This window comes from Pseudomonas glycinis (genome assembly GCF_054871425.1).
Genome location: NZ_JBTYHF010000009.1, coordinates 291,679 through 312,183 on the forward strand (window position 1 = coordinate 291,679; position 20,505 = coordinate 312,183).

Here is a 20,505-nt window from a genome sequence, read left to right on the forward strand (position 1 = left end):
TTACACGCGGCGCTTCTTCGGCGGACGGCACCCGTTGTGCGGGATTGGCGTCACGTCGGTGATGCTGGCGATCTTGTAGCCACAGCCGTTCAAAGCGCGGACTGCGGATTCACGACCTGGACCTGGACCCTTGACGTTGACGTCGAGGTTTTTCAGGCCGTATTCCAGCGCAGCTTGACCAGCACGCTCAGCAGCTACTTGAGCAGCGAACGGGGTGGACTTGCGGGAACCGCGGAAACCCGAACCACCGGAGGTAGCCCAGGAAAGAGCGTTACCTTGACGGTCGGTGATGGTCACGATGGTGTTGTTAAAAGATGCATGGATGTGGGCGATGCCATCAACCACTGTCTTTTTAACTTTTTTACGAGGACGAGCAGCAGGTTTTGCCATGATTAAATTCCTGTCGATTCGCTGGGGCGATTACTTGCGGATCGGCTTACGCGGACCTTTACGGGTACGCGCGTTGGTCTTGGTACGCTGACCGCGTACTGGCAGACCACGACGATGACGCAGACCGCGATAGCAACCGAGGTCCATCAAGCGCTTGATTTTCATGTTGATTTCGCGACGCAGATCACCTTCAGTGGTGAACTTCGCCACTTCGCCACGCAGCTGTTCAATTTGCTCGTCGCTCAGATCTTTGATCTTTGCTGCTGGGTTTACCCCAGTCACTGCACAGATCTTCTGCGCAGTAGTGCGACCAACACCATAGATGTAGGTCAGCGAGATAACAGTATGCTTGTTATCTGGAATGTTAACGCCTGCAATACGGGCCATTCAGTGGGACTCCAATTGACAGCTACCTACGCCCCGGAAGCCAAGAAATAGGGCGCGAGATAATATCGCTGTAATAACAAATAATCAACCCGGTAGCGCACTAGCTACCGGGCTTGAAGCACAATCACACTCAGCCTTGGCGCTGTTTGTGACGCGGTTCCGCGCTGCAAATTACTCGAACAACACCTTCGCGGCGAATAATCTTGCAGTTACGGCACAGCTTTTTCACCGATGCACGAACTTTCATCACCAACTCCTCGAACCTTATGGGTACTCAGCGCAACATGCCGCTGCCGTAACCCTTCAGGTTGGCTTTCTTCATCAGGGATTCGTACTGGTGCGAAACGAGGTGCGATTGTACTTGGGACATGAAGTCCATCACAACCACGACCACGATCAGCAACGAGGTCCCGCCAAGGTAGAACGGAACGTTTGCTGCAACCACCAGGAATTGGGGCAACAGGCACACGGCCGTCATGTAAAGAGCACCGAACAGGGTCAAGCGGGTCAGAACGCCATCAATATAGCGCGCAGACTGCTCACCTGGACGGATGCCCGGAATAAAGGCACCGGACTTCTTCAGGTTTTCCGCTACGTCTTTCGGATTGAACATCAACGCCGTATAGAAGAAGCAGAAGAAAATAATCCCTGCACTAAACAGCAGAATATTCAACGGCTGACCAGGAGCGATCGACTGCGAGATGTCCTGCAACCAGCCCATACCTTCAGACTGACCGAACCAGGCACCCAACGAAGCCGGAAACAGCAAGATGCTGCTCGCGAAAATAGCCGGAATAACACCGGCCATGTTCACCTTCAGCGGCAAGTGGCTTGTCTGCGCAGCAAAAACCTTGCGGCCCTGCTGACGCTTGGCGTAGTGAACAGCGATACGACGCTGGCCACGCTCAATGAACACCACGAAACCGATAATCGCTACTGCCAGCAAACCGATGGCAACCAGGGCGAAGATGTTGATATCACCCTGACGCGCAGACTCGAAAGACTGCCCGATTGCTCTCGGAAGACCGGCGACGATACCCGAAAAAATCAACATCGAGATACCGTTGCCAACACCACGCTCAGTAATCTGCTCACCCAGCCACATCATGAACATCGCACCAGCCACAAATGTGGTTACCGCGACGAAATGGAAGCCAAAGTCACCAGTGAACGCGACGCCCTGCCCCGCCAGACCAATGGACATGCCAATAGCCTGGACCAGAGCGAGAGCGACGGTGAGGTAGCGGGTGTACTGGCTAATCTTGCGACGGCCAGCTTCACCTTCCTTCTTCAACTGCTCCAGCTGCGGGCTGACGGCGGTCATCAGTTGCATGATGATCGATGCCGAAATGTACGGCATGATCCCCAGTGCAAAGATGCTCATCCGTTCCAGCGCGCCGCCGGAGAACATGTTGAACAAGCTAAGAATGGTCCCCTCATTCTGTCGAAACAGGTCTGCGAGTCGGTCCGGGTTGATACCTGGAACCGGGATGTGTGCGCCTATTCGGTAGACGATAATCGCCAGGAACAGAAAACGCAGACGAGCCCAGAGTTCAGACATACCGCCTTTGCCGAGCGCAGAGAGAGCACCTTGCTTAGCCATTTATTCCTCGAACTTGCCGCCAGCTGCTTCGATAGCCGCACGCGCACCTTTGGTGGCGCCGATTCCCTTGCCGATAGTGACAGCGCGAGTCACTTCACCGGACAGCATGATTTTCACACGCTGTACGTTGACGTTGATCACGTTGGCATCTTTCAGGGACTGCACAGTAACGATGTCGCCTTCCACTTTGGCCAGCTCGGACAAACGCACTTCTGCGCGATCCATGGCTTTCAGGGAAACGAAACCGAACTTAGGCAGGCGACGATGCAGCGGCTGTTGACCGCCTTCAAAGCCTGGAGCGATGGTGCCACCGGAGCGGGAGGTCTGACCTTTGTGACCACGGCCACCAGTCTTGCCCAAACCACTACCGATACCACGGCCCGGACGATGCTTTTCGCGACGGGAACCCGGCGCTGGACTCAGATCATTGAGTTTCATCGATTAACCCTCGACACGCAGCATGTAGTAAGCCTTGTTGATCATCCCGCGATTCTCGGGAGTATCCTGAACTTCTACAGTGTGACCGATGCGACGCAGACCCAGACCCTTAACGCACAGTTTGTGGTTAGGGATGCGGCCGGTCATGCTTTTGATCAGCGTAACTTTAACGGTAGCCATGATTACTTGATCTCCTCAACACGCAGGCCACGCTTGGCAGCGATGGACTCAGGAGACTGCATAGCCTTCAGACCCTTGAAAGTGGCGTGAACCACGTTTACCGGGTTAGTCGAGCCGTAGCACTTGGCCAGAACGTTCTGAACGCCAGCAACTTCGAGGACAGCACGCATAGCGCCGCCAGCGATGATACCGGTACCTTCAGAAGCAGGCTGCATGTACACCTTCGAAGCGCCGTGAGCGGACTTCATTGCGTACTGCAGAGTGGTGCCGTTCAGGTCAACTTGAATCATGTTGCGGCGAGCAGCTTCCATTGCCTTCTGGATCGCAGCAGGCACTTCACGCGACTTGCCACGGCCGAAGCCAACACGCCCTTTACCATCACCAACCACGGTCAACGCGGTGAAAGTGAAGATACGGCCGCCTTTAACGGTTTTGGCTACGCGGTTAACTTGAACCAGCTTCTCGATGTAGCCTTCGTCGCGCTTTTGGTCGTTATTTGACATAACTTAGAACTCCAGCCCAGCTTCACGAGCAGCATCAGCCAGCGCTTTAACGCGGCCGTGGTACTTGAAGCCAGAGCGGTCGAAAGCCACTTGCGATACGCCAGCGGCCTTAGCACGCGTAGCGACCAGCTGGCCAACCTTTGTGGCCGCGTCGATGTTGCCAGTGGCACCATCACGCAGTTCTTTATCCAAAGTCGAGGCACTTGCCAGGACTTTGTTGCCGTCGGCCGAGATGACCTGGGCGTAGATGTGCTGCGACGAGCGGAACACGCAGAGACGCACGACTTCGAGTTCGTGCATTTTCAGGCGTGCTTTGCGAGCGCGACGCAGTCGAGTAACTTTTTTGTCGGTCATTTGCTATGCCCTACTTCTTCTTGGCTTCTTTACGACGGACGACTTCGTCCGCGTAGCGCACACCTTTGCCTTTGTACGGCTCTGGTGGACGGAAGTCGCGGATCTCGGCGGCCACTTGACCTACCAGCTGCTTGTCGATGCCCTTGATCAGGATATCGGTCTGGCTAGGAGTCTCAGCGGTGATGCCTTCCGGCAGTTCGTAATCCACTGGGTGCGAGAAGCCAAGAGCCAGGTTCAGAACCTGACCTTTTGCTTGCGCCTTGTAACCAACACCGACCAGCTGGAGCTTGCGCTCGAAGCCTTGGCTTACGCCCTGGACCATGTTGTTTACCAACGCACGCGTGGTACCGGCCATTGCGCGAGTTTGTTGATCGCCATTGCGAGCAGCGAAACGCAGCTCACCAGCTTCTTCAACGATCTCAACGGACGAATGGATGTTCAGTTCAAGAGTACCCTTGGCACCCTTCACCGAAAGCTGTTGGCCTGCGAATTTGACTTCGACACCGGCTGGCAGCTTAACGGGGTTCTTAGCGACGCGAGACATGCTTATCCCCCCTTAGAACACAGTGCAAAGAACTTCGCCGCCGACACCGGCAGCGCGCGCAGCACGATCCGTCATCACACCTTTGTTGGTGGAGACGATAGACACGCCAAGACCGCCACGAACTTTCGGCAGATCTTCAACGGACTTGTACTGACGCAGGCCTGGACGACTAACGCGCTTCACTTCTTCGATAACCGGACGGCCTTCGAAGTACTTCAGCGAGATGGACAGCGACGGCTTGGCGTCGGTGGTGATCTGAAAATCCGCGATGTAACCTTCGTCCTTCAGGACTTTTGCTACAGCAGCCTTCAACGTGGAAGACGGCATGCTTACGACAGACTTTTCAGCCATCTGGGCATTACGGATTCGAGTTAGCATGTCCGCTAACGGGTCCTGCATACTCATGGGCTAGACGCTCCTAATACAAAAAAATTAGCCTTGCGGCTACTACTTGTCGCCGAGAACTTCCGGGCAGAAAAACACGGGCTCAGGCGAGCCGGTCATTCTAGACACACCCCAGAAATGAATCAAGCCCCAAAAGGGGCTTGATTCAGATTCAAGGCCACCGATGGTCAGGTTCTTGCGAACCCGAACATCGAGACTTTGACAACTGTTACCAGCTGGCTTTAACCAGACCTGGTACGTCACCACGCATTGCAGCTTGACGCAGCATGTTACGGCCGAGGCCGAACTTGCGGTACACGCCGTGCGGACGACCAGTCAGGCGGCAACGGTTACGCATGCGCGAAGCGCTAGCGTCACGTGGTTGCTTCTGCAGAGCTACGGTAGCTTCCCAACGCGCTTCTGGACTTGCGTTCAGATCGACGATGATAGCTTTCAGCGCTGCACGCTTGGTGGCGTACTTGGCAACGGTGAGCTGACGCTTCAGCTCACGGTTCTTCATGCTCTTCTTGGCCATTTTCCTACTCCAATCAGTTGCGGAACGGGAATTTGAAAGCACGCAGCAGAGCGCGGCCTTCATCATCGTTCTTGGCAGTGGTGGTCAGGGTAATGTCCAGACCGCGGAGAGCATCGATCTTGTCGTAGTCGATTTCCGGGAAGATGATCTGCTCTTTCACGCCCATGCTGTAGTTGCCACGACCATCGAAGGACTTGGCATTCAGGCCGCGGAAGTCGCGAACCCGAGGCAGGGAGATCGACAGCAGACGATCCAGGAACTCGTACATACGCTCACGGCGCAGGGTCACTTTGACGCCGATCGGCCATCCTTCGCGGACTTTGAAGCCAGCGATGGATTTACGAGCGTAGGTCACAACGACTTTCTGGCCGGTGATCTTTTCCAGGTCAGCAACAGCGTGCTCGATGACTTTTTTGTCGCCGATCGCTTCGCCCAGACCCATGTTCAGGGTGATTTTGGTAACGCGCGGAACTTCCATCACGTTCGAAAGCTTAAGTTCTTCCTTAAGTTTCGGAGCGATTTCCTTCCGGTAAATCTCTTTTAGTCGTGCCATGGTCTTCTACCTAGCAGTGTTCAAGCATCAACCGCTTTTTGGGTCGACTTGAAGACACGAATTTTCTTACCGTCTTCTACTTTGAAACCAACGCGGTCAGCCTTGTTGGTTTCGCCGTTGAAGATGGCGACGTTGGAAGCGTGCAGTGGCGCTTCTTTCTCGACGATACCGCCCTGTACGCCCGACATCGGGTTAGGCTTGGTATGACGCTTGACCAGGTTCAGACCACCAACAACCAGACGGTTGTCAGCAAGAACCTTCAGCACCTTACCGCGCTTACCTTTGTCTTTGCCGGCGATCACGATGATCTCGTCGTCACGACGAATCTTTTGCATGTCGGATCTCCTTACAGCACTTCTGGGGCGAGCGAGACGATCTTCATGAACTTCTCAGTACGAAGTTCACGGGTCACTGGCCCAAAGATACGGGTGCCGATCGGCTCTTGCTTGTTGTTCAGAAGAACAGCAGCGTTGCCATCAAAGCGGATAATGGAGCCATCAGCACGACGTACGCCGTGACGAGTGCGGACTACAACAGCAGTCATCACTTGGCCTTTTTTCACCTTACCGCGAGGAATTGCTTCCTTCACGGTAACTTTGATGATGTCACCGATACCAGCGTAACGACGATGGGAGCCACCCAGCACCTTGATGCACATAACACGGCGAGCGCCGCTGTTATCGGCCACATCGAGCATGGATTGAGTCTGAATCATATAATTTCTCCGACCCCTAGCCCTTAGACTTCCACAGCGCGTTCGAGAACATCAACCAGCGCCCAAGACTTGGTCTTGGCCATCGGACGAGTTTCACGAATAGTGACTTTGTCGCCGATGTGGCACTGATTGGTTTCGTCGTGCGCGTGCAGCTTAGTCGAACGCTTAACGTATTTACCGTAGATCGGGTGCTTTACGCGACGCTCGATCAGAACGGTGATGGTTTTGTCCATCTTGTCGCTGACAACACGGCCAGTCAGCGTACGGACAGTTTTTTCGGCTTCAGCCATGATCACTTACCTGCCTGCTGGTTGAGCACAGTCTTCACGCGAGCGATGTCACGCTTAACTTGCGAGAGCAGATGAGACTGCCCCAACTGGCCAGTTGCTTTCTGCATGCGCAGATTGAACTGGTCGCGCAGCAAGCCGAGCAGTTGCTCGTTCAGCTGCTGTGCGGATTTTTCACGAAGTTCATTCGCTTTCATCACATCACCGTCCGTTTAACAAAGGAGGTGGCGAGCGGCAGCTTTGCAGCAGCCAGGGCGAAAGCCTCACGCGCCAGCTCTTCAGAAACACCCTCGATTTCATACAGGACTTTGCCTGGCTGAATCTGGGCAACCCAGTACTCCACGTTACCCTTACCTTTACCCATACGAACCTCGAGAGGTTTCTTGGAGATCGGCTTGTCCGGGAATACACGGATCCAGATCTTGCCGCCACGTTTTACGTGACGGGTCAGAGCACGACGCGCTGACTCGATCTGACGAGCGGTGAGACGACCACGAGCAACAGACTTCAGCGCGAACTCGCCGAAGCTGACTTTGCTACCGCGCAGTGCCAGACCACGGTTGTGGCCGGTCATCTGCTTGCGGAACTTCGTACGCTTTGGTTGCAACATTTGGCGTACCCCTTACTTAGCAGCTTTTTTACGAGGCGCTGGTGCTTGTGGTTTCAGTTCTTCTTGGCGACCACCAATAACTTCGCCTTTGAAGATCCAAACCTTTACACCGATCACACCGTAAGTGGTGTGAGCTTCGTAGTTGGCATAGTCGATGTCGGCACGCAGGGTGTGCAGTGGCACACGACCTTCGCGATACCATTCAGTACGTGCGATTTCAGCACCGCCGAGACGACCGCTCACTTGGATTTTGATGCCTTTGGCACCAATGCGCATGGCGTTCTGTACAGCGCGCTTCATAGCGCGACGGAACATTACACGACGCTCCAGCTGCTGAGCTACGCTCTGCGCAACCAGCATACCGTCGAGCTCCGGCTTGCGGATCTCTTCGATATTGATGTGCACAGGCACACCCATTTGCTTGGTCAGGTCCTGACGCAGTTTCTCAACATCTTCACCTTTCTTCCCGATAACGATACCTGGACGAGCGGTGTGGATGGTGATGCGTGCAGTTTGGGCCGGACGATGGATATCGATACGGCTTACGGACGCGCTTTTTAGTTTGTCTTGGAGATACTCACGCACTTTCAGATCTGCGAACAAGTAGTCCGCATAAGTCCGACCGTCTGCGTACCAGACGGAGGTGTGCTCCTTGACGATTCCCAGGCGAATGCCAATGGGATGTACTTTCTGACCCATCTCTTCGACTCCGTTACTTGTCAGCAACCTTGACAGTGATATGGCAAGACCGCTTGACGATGCGATCAGCACGGCCTTTGGCACGTGGCATGATGCGCTTCAGCGAACGCCCTTCGTTGACGAAAACGGTGCTGACCTTCAGGTCATCAACGTCTGCGCCTTCGTTATGCTCGGCGTTGGCTACGGCCGACTCCAGCACTTTCTTCATGATCTCGGCGGCTTTCTTACTGCTGAAAGCCAACAGGTTGAGCGCTTCGCCCACCTTCTTCCCGCGGATCTGGTCGGCGACCAAGCGGGCTTTCTGGGCGGAGATTCGAGCGCCCGACAACTTAGCGGCTACTTCCATTTCCTTACCCCTTAACGCTTGGCTTTCTTGTCAGCCACGTGCCCGCGATAGTTGCGGGTACCGGCGAACTCGCCCAGTTTGTGGCCGACCATGTCTTCGTTAACGAGAACTGGGACGTGCTGACGACCGTTGTGTACTGCGATGGTCAGACCGACCATTTGTGGCAGGATCATCGAACGACGCGACCAGGTTTTAATTGGTTTGCGATCGTTCTTTTCCGCCGCCACTTCGATCTTCTTCAGTAGGTGAAGATCAATAAAAGGACCTTTTTTCAGAGAACGTGGCACTGTCGTATCCCTCTATTTACTTGCGACGACGGACGATCATTTTGTCGGTACGCTTATTACCACGAGTCTTCGCGCCCTTAGTCGGGAAGCCCCATGGCGATACCGGATGACGACCACCAGAGGTACGACCTTCACCACCACCATGTGGGTGGTCAACCGGGTTCATGGCAACACCACGAACGGTTGGGCGAACGCCACGCCAGCGTTTGGCACCAGCTTTACCCAGCGAACGCAGGCTGTGCTCGGAGTTCGAGACTTCACCCAGGGTCGCACGGCATTCAGCCAGGACTTTACGCATTTCACCGGAACGCAGACGCAGGGTCACGTAGACACCTTCACGAGCGATCAGCTGAGCCGAAGCACCAGCGGAACGAGCGATCTGTGCACCTTTACCTGGCTTCAATTCGATGCCGTGTACGGTAGAACCGACTGGAATGTTGCGCAGTTGCAGAGCGTTGCCTGGCTTGATTGGAGCCAGAGCGCCTGCGATCAGCTGGTCGCCAGCACTCACGCCTTTAGGGGCGATGATGTAGCGGCGCTCGCCGTCTGCGTAGCAGAGCAGTGCGATGTGAGCAGTACGGTTTGGATCGTATTCGATACGCTCGACAGTGGCGACGATGCCATCTTTGTCGTTGCGACGGAAATCGACCATACGGTAATGCTGCTTATGACCACCACCGATGTGACGAGTGGTAATACGGCCATTGTTGTTACGACCACCAGACTTCGATTTTTTCTCGAGCAGCGGTGCGTGAGGAGCGCCTTTATGCAGCTCCTGGTTGACCACCTTGACCACAAAACGGCGGCCAGGGGAAGTCGGTTTGCATTTAACGATTGCCATGATGCACCCCTTCCTTACTCAGCACTGCTGCTGAAATCGAGATCTTGGCCTGGCTGAAGGGAGATAACTGCCTTCTTCCAGTCATTACGCTTGCCCAGACCGCGAGCAGTGCGCTTGCTCTTACCCAGAACGTTCAGGGTAGTGACGCGCTCTACTTTCACGCTGAACAGGCTTTCGACGGCCTTCTTGATTTCCAGCTTGGTTGCATCAGTAGCAACCTTGAAAACGAACTGGCCTTTCTTGTCTGCCAGAACCGTAGCCTTCTCGGAAACGTGCGGGCCAAGCAGAACTTTAAATACGCGTTCCTGGTTCATCCCAGCAGCTCCTCGAATTTCTTCACGGCCGACACGGTGATCAACACCTTGTCGTATGCGATCAGACTAACTGGATCGGAACCTTGCACATCACGTACATCTACGTGCGGCAGGTTGCGAGCAGCCAGGTACAGGTTCTGATCAACAGCGTCCGACACGATCAGAACGTCGGTCAGGCTCATGTTGTTCAGTTTGCCCAGCAGATCTTTGGTTTTCGGAGTTTCAACAGCGAAATCCTGAACCACGACCAGACGATCAGTACGCACCAGCTCAGCAAGGATGGAACGCATTGCTGCGCGATACATCTTCTTGTTCAGCTTCTGGGAGTGATCCTGTGGACGAGCTGCGAAAGTGGTACCGCCGCCACGCCAGATTGGGCTACGGATAGTACCGGCACGAGCACGGCCAGTACCTTTCTGACGCCATGGGCGCTTGCCGCCACCACGAACGTCGGAACGGGTCTTCTGCTGCTTGCTACCTTGACGGCCGCCGGCCATGTAGGCCACGACTGCTTGGTGAACCAGCGTCTCGTTGAATTCGCCGCCAAATGTCAGTTCGGAAACTTCGATCGCTTGAGCGTCATTTACATTTAATTGCATGTCAGCTTCCCCTTAACCGCGAGCCTTGGCTGCTGGACGTACAACCAGGTTGCCGCCAGTAGCGCCAGGAACAGCACCCTTGACCAACAACAGATTGCGTTCAGCGTCCACGCGCACTACTTCCAGGGACTGCACGGTCACGCGCTCAGCGCCCATATGACCGGACATTTTTTTGCCCTTGAATACACGACCAGGAGTCTGGCACTGGCCGATAGAGCCTGGGACGCGGTGGGATACGGAGTTACCGTGGGTGTTATCTTGCCCGCGGAAATTCCAACGCTTGATCGTACCCTGGAAGCCTTTACCCTTGGACTGACCGGTTACATCAACCAGTTGACCAGCGGCGAAGATTTCAGCGTTGATCAGATCGCCAGCCTGGTACTCGCCTTCTTCAAGGCGGAATTCCATGGTGGTGCGACCAGCGGCAACGTTCGCTTTAGCGAAGTGGCCAGCCTGAGCTGCTGTTACACGCGAAGCGCGACGCTCGCCGACAGTGACTTGCACTGCACGATAGCCATCGGTCTCTTCAGTTTTGAACTGGGTGACGCGATTCGGCTCGATCTCAATGACCGTGACCGGAATGGAGACACCTTCTTCGGTGAAAATACGGGTCATACCGCATTTACGACCGACTACACCAATAGTCATGTTGTAAACCTCATGAGTGTACGGGGCTTTCACCCGCTATGGCCGCCCATTTCAGAGCGTTACACGACCAAGACCGAGTCTTAGCCGAGGCTGATCTGCACTTCCACACCGGCCGCAAGATCAAGCTTCATCAGCGCATCAACGGTTTTATCCGTTGGCTGGACGATGTCCAGAACACGCTTATGAGTGCGGATCTCGTACTGGTCACGCGCGTCTTTGTTGACGTGCGGGGAAACCAGAACGGTGAACCGCTCTTTACGGGTAGGCAGTGGAATTGGACCACGCACTTGAGCACCAGTACGTTTCGCGGTTTCCACGATTTCCTGGGTTGATTGGTCGATCAGGCGATGGTCAAAAGCCTTCAACCTGATACGGATTTGCTGATTTTGCATTGGATTTCAGACTCCGGCTGCTATTCCCACCGGGCGCAATACGCCCGTTAAAAGGAGGCGCAATTCTATAGACGCCCCCGATAGGTGTCAACCCAATAAAAAAGCCCCCGCTGAGCGGGGGCTTTTTCAATCCATCAAGCTGACTTTAAAAGTCTTACTCGATGATTTTGGCTACGACGCCGGCGCCGACGGTACGACCGCCTTCACGGATAGCGAAACGCAGACCGTCTTCCATCGCGATGGTTTTGATCAGGGTAACAGTCATCTGAATGTTGTCACCTGGCATTACCATTTCAACGCCTTCTGGCAGCTCGCAGTTACCAGTCACGTCAGTAGTACGGAAGTAGAACTGTGGACGGTAGCCTTTGAAGAACGGAGTGTGACGACCGCCTTCTTCCTTGCTCAGAACGTAAACTTCTGCGGTGAACTTGGTGTGCGGCTTGACCGAACCTGGCTTGACCAGAACCTGGCCACGCTCAACGTCGTCACGCTTGGTACCACGCAGCAGAACGCCGCAGTTCTCGCCAGCACGACCTTCGTCGAGCAGCTTGCGGAACATCTCAACACCGGTGCAGGTGGTGGTGGTGGTGTCACGCAGACCAACGATTTCCAGAGCATCCTGAACGCGAACGATACCGCGCTCGATACGACCAGTCACAACAGTACCGCGACCCGAGATCGAGAATACGTCTTCGATTGGCATCAGGAATGGCTTGTCGATCATACGAACTGGTTCTGGGATGTAGGTATCCAGAGTTTCAACCAGTTTACGAACGGCAGTGGTGCCCATTTCGTTGTCGTCTTTGCCTTCCAGCGCCATACGAGCCGAACCGATGATGATCGGAGTGTCGTCGCCTGGGAAGTCGTAGGTCGACAGCAGGTCACGAACTTCCATCTCAACCAGTTCCAGCAGCTCAGCGTCGTCTACCAGGTCAGCCTTGTTCAGGAAAACCACGATGTACGGAACGCCTACCTGACGGGACAGCAGGATGTGCTCACGGGTTTGTGGCATCGGACCATCAGCGGCCGAGCAAACCAGGATCGCGCCGTCCATCTGGGCAGCACCGGTGATCATGTTCTTCACATAGTCAGCGTGACCTGGGCAGTCAACGTGAGCGTAGTGACGAATAGTCGAGTTGTACTCAACGTGAGCGGTGTTGATGGTGATACCGCGAGCTTTTTCTTCTGGTGCGCTGTCGATCTTGTCGAATTCAACGACGGCCGAACCGAAAACTTCGGAGCAGACGCGAGTCAGAGCAGCAGTCAGAGTGGTTTTACCGTGGTCAACGTGACCAATGGTGCCAACGTTGACGTGCGGTAGGGAACGATCAAATTTTTCTTTAGCCACGACAATTAACTCCTAGCCTAAAGGGGCTGAATCAGCCTTGTTTTTTGGTTACGGATTCGACGATGTGCGACGGAGCCGTATCGTATTTTTTGAATTCCATAGAGTAGCTTGCGCGACCCTGGGACATGGAACGAACGTCGGTCGCATAACCGAACATCTCACCCAGTGGAACCTCGGCACGGATAACCTTGCCGGACACTGTGTCTTCCATACCCTGGATCATGCCGCGACGACGGTTAAGGTCGCCCATCACATCACCCATATAGTCTTCAGGCGTAACAACCTCTACCGCCATGATCGGCTCGAGCAACTCACCACCACCCTTCTGGGCCAGTTGCTTGGTCGCCATGGAAGCAGCCACTTTAAACGCCATCTCGTTGGAGTCGACGTCGTGGTAAGAACCATCGAACACGGTAGCCTTCAGGCCGATCAGCGGATAGCCGGCAACAACGCCGTTCTTCATCTGCTCTTCGATACCCTTCTGGATAGCCGGGATGTATTCCTTAGGAACCACACCACCTACAACTTCGTTCACGAATTGCAGACCTTCCTGACCTTCGTCAGCAGGAGCAAAACGGATCCAGCAGTGACCGAACTGGCCGCGACCACCGGACTGACGAACGAACTTGCCTTCGATTTCACAGTTCTTCGTGATGCGCTCACGATACGAAACCTGAGGCTTGCCGATGTTGGCTTCGACGTTGAACTCACGGCGCATCCGGTCAACCAGGATGTCCAGGTGCAGCTCGCCCATGCCGGAGATGATCGTCTGACCAGTCTCTTCATCAGTTTTAACGCGGAAAGACGGGTCTTCCTGAGCGAGTTTGCCCAGAGCGATACCCATTTTTTCCTGGTCATCCTTGGTCTTAGGCTCTACGGCAACCGAAATAACCGGCTCCGGGAAGTCCATGCGAACCAGGATGATTGGCTTGTCAGCGTTGCAGAGGGTTTCACCAGTGGTGACGTCCTTCATGCCGATCAGGGCCGCGATGTCACCAGCGCGTACTTCCTTGATCTCTTCACGGGCGTTTGCGTGCATTTGCACCATACGACCCACGCGCTCTTTCTTGCCTTTGACCGAGTTGATCACGCCGTCGCCGGAGTTCAACACGCCCGAGTAAACGCGGACGAAGGTCAGAGTACCCACGAATGGGTCGGTAGCGATCTTGAACGCCAGAGCCGCGAAAGGCTCGTTGTCGTCTGCATGACGCTCCATCTCTTCTTCCTCGTTATCAGGGTTGGAACCCTTGATAGCAGGAATGTCGGTCGGAGCAGGCAGGTAGTCGATAACGGCGTCGAGAACCAGCGGAACGCCCTTGTTCTTGAACGAAGAACCGCAAACGGCCAGAACGATTTCGCCGGCGATAGTACGCTGACGCAAAGCAGCCTTGATCTCTTCGATCGACAGCTCTTCGCCTTCCAGGTACTTGTTCATCAGCTCTTCGTTGGCTTCGGCAGCAGCTTCAACCATGTTGTTGCGCCACTCTTCAGCCAGCTCTTGGAGCTCGGCAGGAATGTCCTTGCGAACAGGGACCATACCTTTGTCGGAGTCGTTCCAGTAGACAGCTTGCATGTTGATCAGATCGATCTGACCCTGGAAGTTGTCTTCGGAGCCGATGGCCAACTGGATCGGCACCGGAGTGTGACCCAGACGCTGCTTGATCTGACCGATCACGCGCAGGAAGTTGGCGCCGGCACGGTCCATCTTGTTTACGTAAACAAGACGTGGAACGCCGTATTTGTTGGCTTGACGCCATACGGTTTCCGACTGCGGCTCAACACCCGAAGTACCGCAGAACACAACGACAGCGCCGTCGAGTACGCGCAGGGAACGTTCAACTTCAATGGTGAAGTCAACGTGGCCCGGGGTATCGATTACGTTGAAACGGTGCTCGTGAGAGTACTGCTTCTCGGAACCTTTCCAGAAGGCGGTAATGGCAGCAGAAGTAATGGTAATACCACGCTCCTGCTCCTGAACCATCCAGTCTGTGGTCGCGGCGCCATCATGCACCTCGCCCATTTTGTGACTTTTGCCGGTGTAAAACAGTACGCGCTCGGTGGTGGTGGTTTTACCAGCATCCACGTGAGCGACGATACCGATGTTACGGTAGCGGCTAATCGGAGTAGTACGAGCCATAAAGCCCTCGCAAAATTAGTGAAGCTAAAATTAGAAGCGGTAGTGCGAGAAAGCTTTGTTAGCTTCGGCCATACGGTGCACGTCTTCACGCTTCTTAACAGCAGCACCTTTACCTTCAGCAGCATCCAGCAGTTCGCCAGCCAAACGCAGAGCCATAGACTTCTCGCCGCGCTTACGGGCGAAGTCTACCAACCAGCGCATTGCCAGAGCGTTACGACGGGAAGGACGAACCTCGACCGGAACCTGGTAAGTAGCACCACCAACGCGGCGCGACTTCACTTCGACCAGCGGAGCGATGGCGTCGAGTGCTTTTTCGAAGAGTTCCAGGGGATCGGTGCCAGCCTTACGGGCCGCAACGGTTTCCAGGGCACCATAAACGATACGCTCGGCAACGGCTTTCTTGCCGCTTTCCATAACGTGGTTCATGAATTTGGCGAGGATCTGGCTTCCGTATTTCGGATCGTCCAGAATCTCACGCTTTGCTGCTACGCGACGTCTTGGCATGATAAGCCCTCAAGCGGTCTTCAGGTTAGCTCGGGACAGATCCAGAGGATGCGTGCCCGACCTTACTCTTATCGACTCAATAAAATAAAAATCTGCAAAACGGCCGATTACTTCGGACGCTTGGTACCGTACTTCGAACGACCCTGGTTACGGCCTTTAACGCCGGAAGTATCCAAGGAGCCGCGAACGGTGTGGTAACGAACACCTGGCAAGTCTTTTACACGACCGCCGCGGATCAGTACCACGCTGTGCTCTTGCAGGTTGTGGCCTTCACCACCGATGTACGAGGAAACCTCGAAACCGTTGGTCAGACGCACACGGCATACTTTACGCAGTGCCGAGTTAGGTTTTTTCGGCGTGGTGGTGTACACACGGGTGCACACGCCACGACGTTGCGGGCAGTTCTGCAGCGCAGGTACGTCGGATTTCTCGACGATACGCTTACGCGGCTGACGTACCAGCTGGTTGATAGTTGCCATCTACTAGCTCCACTGTTGTCTTGCGACGCTATTGTCTTGCAAGAAAAGCAAAATGGCAGGAACGAATTCCCGCCAAATTTAGGGGATCAAGAGTCTAAAGAGGATCTTGATTCCAGTCAAGGCAAGGCCCCGACCTCCCCGCCCATCGAACCTTGACTTGATGTCTCGATTCGACGAACGGAGCGATCAGGGCCTCACTCTCGTTTATCGCAGAACTCAGTTACCGCTCGAGTTCAGCGCTTCGGTCAGTGCAGCTTCCACTTCACTGGCGCTTACGCGCAACGGCTTGTCGGCATCACGGCGACGCTTGCGCTCGCTGTGATAGGCAAGACCGGTACCGGCCGGGATCAGACGACCCACGACTACGTTTTCTTTCAGGCCGCGCAGGTAATCGCGCTTGCCGGTGACTGCCGCTTCGGTCAGTACGCGGGTGGTTTCCTGGAAGGAAGCCGCCGAGATGAACGATTCGGTGGACAACGACGCCTTGGTGATACCCAGCAGAACGCGAGTGAACTTGGAGACAAACTTGTCTTCCGCGCTCAGACGCTCGTTCTCTACCAGAACGTGAGTCAGTTCCATCTGGTCGCCCTTGATGAAGCTGGAATCGCCGGACTCGGAGATCTCAACTTTACGCAGCATCTGACGCAGGATGGTCTCGATGTGCTTGTCGTTGATCTTCACGCCTTGCAGACGATAAACGTCCTGGATCTCGTTGACGATGTACTTGGCCAGCGCGCTTACACCCAGCAGACGCAGGATGTCGTGCGGATCGCTTGGACCGTCGGAGATAACTTCGCCGCGGTTTACCTGTTCGCCTTCGAAGACGTTCAGGTGACGCCACTTCGGAATCAGCTCTTCGTACGGATCGCTACCGTCGTTCGGGGTAATGACCAGACGGCGCTTGCCTTTGGTCTCTTTACCGAACGCGATGGTGCCGCTGACTTCAGCCAGAATCGACGCTTCTTTCGGACGACGGGCTTCGAACAGGTCGGCAACACGCGGCAGACCACCGGTGATGTCACGGGTCTTCGAAGTTTCCTGCGGGATACGAGCGATAACGTCACCGATCGCAATCTTCGCACCGTCAGCCACACCGACCAGGGCGTTGGCTGGCAGGAAGTACTGAGCGATAACGTCAGTGCCTGGCAGCAACAGATCCTTGCCGTTGTCGTCGACCATCTTCACTGCTGGACGGATTTCCTTGCCGGCAGCTGGACGATCTTTCGCGTCGAGTACTTCAATGTTGGTCATACCGGTCAATTCGTCAGTCTGACGCTTGATCGTGATGCCTTCTTCCATGCCCACGTAGGTCACGGTACCTTTCATTTCGGTAACGATCGGGTGAGTGTGCGGATCCCACTTGGCCACGATTGCGCCAGCGTCGACCTTGTCACCTTCCTTAACCGAAATCACAGCACCGTACGGCAGCTTGTAACGCTCGCGCTCACGACCGAAGTCGTCCGCAATTGCCAGCTCACCGGAACGGGACACAGCAACCAGGTGACCATCCACTCGCTCAACGTGCTTCAGGTTGTGCAGACGGACGGTACCGCCATTCTTCACCTGAACGCTGTCGGCTGCGGAAGTACGGCTTGCCGCACCACCGATGTGGAACGTACGCATGGTCAGCTGGGTACCCGGCTCACCGATGGACTGAGCAGCGATAACGCCGACCGCTTCACCGATGTTCACCTGGTGACCACGAGCCAGATCACGGCCGTAGCACTTGGCGCAGATGCCGTAGCGGGTTTCGCAACTGATCGGCGAACGCACGATCACTTCGTCGATGCTGTTCAGCTCGATGAACTCGACCCACTTCTCGTCAACCAGAGTGCCGGCAGGAACGATAACGTCCTCGGTACCCGGCTTGAATACGTCACGGGCAATGACACGACCCAATACGCGCTCACCCAACGGTTCTACAACGTCACCGCCTTCAATGTGCGGAGTCATCAGCAGACCGTGTTCGGTGCCGCAATCGATCTCGGTTACTACCAGATCCTGCGCCACGTCTACCAGACGACGAGTCAGGTAACCGGAGTTAGCGGTTTTCAACGCGGTATCCGCCAGACCTTTACGAGCACCGTGAGTCGAGATGAAGTACTGAAGTACGCTCAGACCTTCACGGAAGTTCGCAGTAATCGGCGTTTCAATGATGGAACCGTCCGGCTTGGCCATCAGACCACGCATACCGGCCAGCTGACGAATCTGTGCTGCGGAACCCCGCGCACCCGAGTCGGCCATCATGTACATCGAGTTGAAAGACTCTTGGTCGACTTCGTCGCCGTGACGGTCGATGACTTTCTCTTTCGAGAGGTTGGCCATCATCGCCTTGGAAACTTCGTCGTTCGCTTTCGACCAGAGGTCGATCACTTTGTTGTACTTCTCGCCCTGGGTTACCAGGCCGGAGGCGTACTGGCTCTCGATCTCTTTCACTTCGTCGGTGGCTGCACCGATGATGCGGGCTTTTTCATCCGGGATAACGAAGTCGTTAACACCGATGGAAACGCCGGAGATGGTCGAGTAAGCGAAACCGGTGTACATCAACTGGTCAGCGAAGATCACGGTCTCTTTCAGACCAACCACGCGGTAGCACTGGTTGATCAGCTTGGAGATCGCCTTTTTCTTCATCGGCAGGTTGACGACGTCGAACGACAGACCTTTTGGCACAACCTGGAACAGCAGCGCACGGCCGACAGTGGTGTCGACAATACGGGTACCGCTCACGCTGTTGCCGTCACGGTCGTTGACGGTTTCGTTGATACGAACCTTGACCTTGGCGTGCAGTGCGGCTTCGCCGGCACGGAACACACGGTCGACTTCCTGCAGATCCGCGAACACACGGCCTTCGCCCTTGGCGTTGATCGCTTCACGAGTCATGTAGTACAGACCCAATACAACGTCCTGCGACGGAACGATGATTGGCTCACCGTTGGCTGGCGATAGAATGTTGTTGGTCGACATCATCAACGCACGCGCTTCGAGCTGGGCTTCCAGCGTCAGCGGTACGTGCACGGCCATTTGGTCGCCGTCGAAGTCGGCGTTGTACGCGGCGCAGACCAGAGGGTGCAGCTGGATAGCCTTACCTTCGATCAGTACCGGTTCAAACGCCTGGATACCCAGACGGTGAAGGGTCGGTGCACGGTTGAGCAGAACCGGGTGTTCGCGAATCACTTCAGCGAGAACGTCCCAAACCTCTGGCAACTCGCGCTCGACCATTTTCTTGGCCGCTTTGATGGTGGTCGCCAGACCACGCATTTCCAGCTTGCCGAAAATGAACGGCTTGAACAGCTCGAGAGCCATCTTCTTCGGCAGACCGCACTGGTGCAGACGCAGGGTCGGGCCTACGGTAATTACCGAACGACCGGAGTAGTCAACACGCTTACCGAGCAAGTTCTGACGGAAACGACCTTGCTTACCCTTGATCATGTCAGCCAGGGATTTCAGAGGACGCTTGTTGGAACCAGTGATAGCGCGGCCACGACGACCGTTGTCGAGCAGTGCATCGACCGCTTCCTGCAACATACGCTTTTCGTTGCGCACGATGATGTCCGGCGCGGACAGATCCAGCAGGCGCTTCAAACGGTTGTTACGGTTGATCACTCGACGATACAGATCGTTGAGGTCGGAGGTCGCGAAACGACCGCCATCCAGCGGGACCAGTGGACGCAGATCTGGCGGCAGAACCGGCAGAACGGTCAGCACCATCCACTCTGGCAGGTTGCCGGAACCCTGGAAGGCTTCCATCAACTTCAGACGCTTGGACAGCTTCTTGATCTTGGTTTCCGAGTTGGTTTGCGGAATCTCTTCGCGCAGACGGCCAATCTCGTGCTCCAGGTCGATAGCGTGCAGCAGTTCACGGACAGCTTCGGCACCCATGCGGGCGTCGAAATCGTCACCGAACTCTTCCAGCGCTTCGAAATACTGCTCGTCGTTCAGCAGCTGACCTTTTTCAAGGGTGGTCATGCCTGGATCGATAACGACATAGCTCTCGAAGTAGAGAACGCGTTCGATATCACGCAGGGTCATGTCCATCAGCAGGCCGATACGCGACGGCAGCGATTTCAGGAACCAGATGTGGGCAACCGGCGAAGCCAGTTCAATGTGCGCCATGCGCTCACGACGAACCTTGGCCAGTGCAACTTCAACGCCGCACTTCTCGCAGATCACACCACGGTGTTTCAAGCGCTTGTACTTACCGCACAGGCACTCGTAATCCTTTACCGGACCAAAGATCTTGGCGCAGAACAGGCCGTCACGCTCGGGTTTGAACGTACGGTAGTTGATGGTTTCCGGCTTTTTAACTTCACCGAACGACCACGAACGGATCATCTCCGGCGAGGCCAATCCGATGCGGATGGCGTCGAACTCTTCGACTTGACCCTGGTTTTTCAGCAAATTCAGTAGGTCTTTCAAGGCCTTTCCTCC

Annotated in this window: 30 protein-coding genes; all 30 read right to left on the bottom strand. The window is 55.2% G+C overall.

What is annotated here, in order from left to right; all coding sequences use genetic code 11:
• Complete coding sequence (gene rpsK / locus ACYSTU_RS22040; RefSeq protein WP_002555466.1) at nt 1-390, bottom strand: 30S ribosomal protein S11; 390 nt, start codon at nt 388-390, stop codon at nt 1-3.
• A 30-nt stretch (nt 391-420) separates the two neighbouring features.
• Nucleotides 421-777, bottom strand: coding sequence for a 30S ribosomal protein S13 (gene rpsM, locus ACYSTU_RS22045; RefSeq protein ID WP_003186020.1), 357 nt, complete (start codon nt 775-777; stop codon nt 421-423).
• A 130-nt stretch (nt 778-907) separates the two neighbouring features.
• Nucleotides 908-1,024 (bottom strand): 50S ribosomal protein L36, encoded by a 117-nt coding sequence (rpmJ, locus tag ACYSTU_RS22050; RefSeq protein ID WP_002555468.1) that lies wholly within the window; start codon nt 1,022-1,024, stop codon nt 908-910.
• A gap of 27 nt (nt 1,025-1,051) precedes the next feature.
• The gene (gene secY, locus ACYSTU_RS22055) at nt 1,052-2,380 is read right to left on the bottom strand and encodes a preprotein translocase subunit SecY (RefSeq protein WP_016772945.1); all 1,329 of its coding nucleotides are present in this window, start codon (nt 2,378-2,380) and stop codon (nt 1,052-1,054) included.
• Nucleotides 2,381-2,818 (bottom strand): 50S ribosomal protein L15, encoded by a 438-nt coding sequence (rplO, locus tag ACYSTU_RS22060; RefSeq protein ID WP_003228720.1) that lies wholly within the window; start codon nt 2,816-2,818, stop codon nt 2,381-2,383.
• A 3-nt stretch (nt 2,819-2,821) separates the two neighbouring features.
• Nucleotides 2,822-2,998: a 50S ribosomal protein L30 gene (gene rpmD / locus ACYSTU_RS22065; RefSeq protein ID WP_003176408.1), complete on the bottom strand. Its 177-nt coding sequence runs from the start codon at nt 2,996-2,998 to the stop codon at nt 2,822-2,824.
• 2 nt (nt 2,999-3,000) lie between these two features.
• Complete coding sequence (gene rpsE / locus ACYSTU_RS22070) at nt 3,001-3,501, bottom strand: 30S ribosomal protein S5 (protein WP_007955637.1); 501 nt, start codon at nt 3,499-3,501, stop codon at nt 3,001-3,003.
• Between the two features lie 3 nt (nt 3,502-3,504).
• Complete coding sequence (rplR, locus tag ACYSTU_RS22075) at nt 3,505-3,855, bottom strand: 50S ribosomal protein L18 (RefSeq protein ID WP_003186037.1); 351 nt, start codon at nt 3,853-3,855, stop codon at nt 3,505-3,507.
• Nucleotides 3,856-3,865: 10 nt separating this feature from the next.
• Nucleotides 3,866-4,399, bottom strand: a complete 534-nt coding sequence (gene rplF, locus ACYSTU_RS22080) for a 50S ribosomal protein L6 (RefSeq protein ID WP_003228722.1) — start codon at nt 4,397-4,399, stop codon at nt 3,866-3,868.
• A gap of 12 nt (nt 4,400-4,411) precedes the next feature.
• Complete coding sequence (gene rpsH, locus ACYSTU_RS22085; RefSeq protein ID WP_016772944.1) at nt 4,412-4,804, bottom strand: 30S ribosomal protein S8; 393 nt, start codon at nt 4,802-4,804, stop codon at nt 4,412-4,414.
• 208 nt (nt 4,805-5,012) lie between these two features.
• Nucleotides 5,013-5,318, bottom strand: a complete 306-nt coding sequence (rpsN, locus tag ACYSTU_RS22090) for a 30S ribosomal protein S14 (protein WP_003186042.1) — start codon at nt 5,316-5,318, stop codon at nt 5,013-5,015.
• Nucleotides 5,319-5,331: 13 nt separating this feature from the next.
• Nucleotides 5,332-5,871 carry a 50S ribosomal protein L5 gene (gene rplE / locus ACYSTU_RS22095; RefSeq protein ID WP_003210069.1) on the bottom strand — a complete coding sequence of 180 codons (540 nt, stop codon included), beginning with the start codon at nt 5,869-5,871 and terminating at the stop codon, nt 5,332-5,334.
• Nucleotides 5,872-5,891: 20 nt separating this feature from the next.
• A complete protein-coding gene (gene rplX, locus ACYSTU_RS22100) occupies nt 5,892-6,206 on the bottom strand; it encodes a 50S ribosomal protein L24 (protein ID WP_003186046.1) in 315 nt (104 codons plus the stop codon).
• Nucleotides 6,207-6,217: 11 nt separating this feature from the next.
• Complete coding sequence (rplN, locus tag ACYSTU_RS22105; RefSeq protein WP_002555479.1) at nt 6,218-6,586, bottom strand: 50S ribosomal protein L14; 369 nt, start codon at nt 6,584-6,586, stop codon at nt 6,218-6,220.
• Nucleotides 6,587-6,609: 23 nt separating this feature from the next.
• A complete protein-coding gene (rpsQ, locus tag ACYSTU_RS22110) occupies nt 6,610-6,876 on the bottom strand; it encodes a 30S ribosomal protein S17 (protein ID WP_003194644.1) in 267 nt (88 codons plus the stop codon).
• A gap of 2 nt (nt 6,877-6,878) precedes the next feature.
• The gene (gene rpmC / locus ACYSTU_RS22115; RefSeq protein WP_002555481.1) at nt 6,879-7,070 is read right to left on the bottom strand and encodes a 50S ribosomal protein L29; all 192 of its coding nucleotides are present in this window, start codon (nt 7,068-7,070) and stop codon (nt 6,879-6,881) included.
• Nucleotides 7,070-7,483: a 50S ribosomal protein L16 gene (gene rplP / locus ACYSTU_RS22120; RefSeq protein WP_003228729.1), complete on the bottom strand. Its 414-nt coding sequence runs from the start codon at nt 7,481-7,483 to the stop codon at nt 7,070-7,072. The genes rpmC and rplP overlap by 1 nt, the downstream gene beginning before the upstream one ends.
• Before the next feature lie 12 nt (nt 7,484-7,495).
• On the bottom strand, nt 7,496-8,182 hold the full coding sequence (rpsC, locus tag ACYSTU_RS22125; protein WP_003176422.1) for a 30S ribosomal protein S3: 687 nt from the start codon (nt 8,180-8,182) through the stop codon (nt 7,496-7,498).
• A 13-nt stretch (nt 8,183-8,195) separates the two neighbouring features.
• Nucleotides 8,196-8,528 carry a 50S ribosomal protein L22 gene (gene rplV / locus ACYSTU_RS22130; RefSeq protein WP_003103908.1) on the bottom strand — a complete coding sequence of 111 codons (333 nt, stop codon included), beginning with the start codon at nt 8,526-8,528 and terminating at the stop codon, nt 8,196-8,198.
• 11 nt (nt 8,529-8,539) lie between these two features.
• The gene (gene rpsS, locus ACYSTU_RS22135; RefSeq protein ID WP_011336172.1) at nt 8,540-8,815 is read right to left on the bottom strand and encodes a 30S ribosomal protein S19; all 276 of its coding nucleotides are present in this window, start codon (nt 8,813-8,815) and stop codon (nt 8,540-8,542) included.
• Nucleotides 8,816-8,831: 16 nt separating this feature from the next.
• Nucleotides 8,832-9,656, bottom strand: a complete 825-nt coding sequence (gene rplB / locus ACYSTU_RS22140) for a 50S ribosomal protein L2 (protein WP_016772943.1) — start codon at nt 9,654-9,656, stop codon at nt 8,832-8,834.
• A gap of 14 nt (nt 9,657-9,670) precedes the next feature.
• A complete protein-coding gene (gene rplW, locus ACYSTU_RS22145; protein WP_002555488.1) occupies nt 9,671-9,970 on the bottom strand; it encodes a 50S ribosomal protein L23 in 300 nt (99 codons plus the stop codon).
• A complete protein-coding gene (rplD, locus tag ACYSTU_RS22150) occupies nt 9,967-10,569 on the bottom strand; it encodes a 50S ribosomal protein L4 (RefSeq protein ID WP_003228735.1) in 603 nt (200 codons plus the stop codon). The genes rplW and rplD overlap by 4 nt, the downstream gene beginning before the upstream one ends.
• Before the next feature lie 12 nt (nt 10,570-10,581).
• Nucleotides 10,582-11,217, bottom strand: coding sequence for a 50S ribosomal protein L3 (gene rplC, locus ACYSTU_RS22155; RefSeq protein WP_003228738.1), 636 nt, complete (start codon nt 11,215-11,217; stop codon nt 10,582-10,584).
• 80 nt (nt 11,218-11,297) lie between these two features.
• A complete protein-coding gene (gene rpsJ, locus ACYSTU_RS22160) occupies nt 11,298-11,609 on the bottom strand; it encodes a 30S ribosomal protein S10 (RefSeq protein ID WP_003186070.1) in 312 nt (103 codons plus the stop codon).
• A 154-nt stretch (nt 11,610-11,763) separates the two neighbouring features.
• Nucleotides 11,764-12,957 (bottom strand): elongation factor Tu, encoded by a 1,194-nt coding sequence (gene tuf, locus ACYSTU_RS22165; protein ID WP_024014521.1) that lies wholly within the window; start codon nt 12,955-12,957, stop codon nt 11,764-11,766.
• A 31-nt stretch (nt 12,958-12,988) separates the two neighbouring features.
• The gene (fusA, locus tag ACYSTU_RS22170) at nt 12,989-15,094 is read right to left on the bottom strand and encodes an elongation factor G (RefSeq protein ID WP_016772942.1); all 2,106 of its coding nucleotides are present in this window, start codon (nt 15,092-15,094) and stop codon (nt 12,989-12,991) included.
• A gap of 30 nt (nt 15,095-15,124) precedes the next feature.
• On the bottom strand, nt 15,125-15,598 hold the full coding sequence (gene rpsG, locus ACYSTU_RS22175; protein ID WP_016772941.1) for a 30S ribosomal protein S7: 474 nt from the start codon (nt 15,596-15,598) through the stop codon (nt 15,125-15,127).
• Nucleotides 15,599-15,705: 107 nt separating this feature from the next.
• Nucleotides 15,706-16,077, bottom strand: a complete 372-nt coding sequence (rpsL, locus tag ACYSTU_RS22180; protein WP_003186084.1) for a 30S ribosomal protein S12 — start codon at nt 16,075-16,077, stop codon at nt 15,706-15,708.
• Between the two features lie 216 nt (nt 16,078-16,293).
• A complete protein-coding gene (rpoC, locus tag ACYSTU_RS22185) occupies nt 16,294-20,493 on the bottom strand; it encodes a DNA-directed RNA polymerase subunit beta' (RefSeq protein WP_016772940.1) in 4,200 nt (1,399 codons plus the stop codon).
• Nucleotides 20,494-20,505 lie beyond the last annotated feature (12 nt).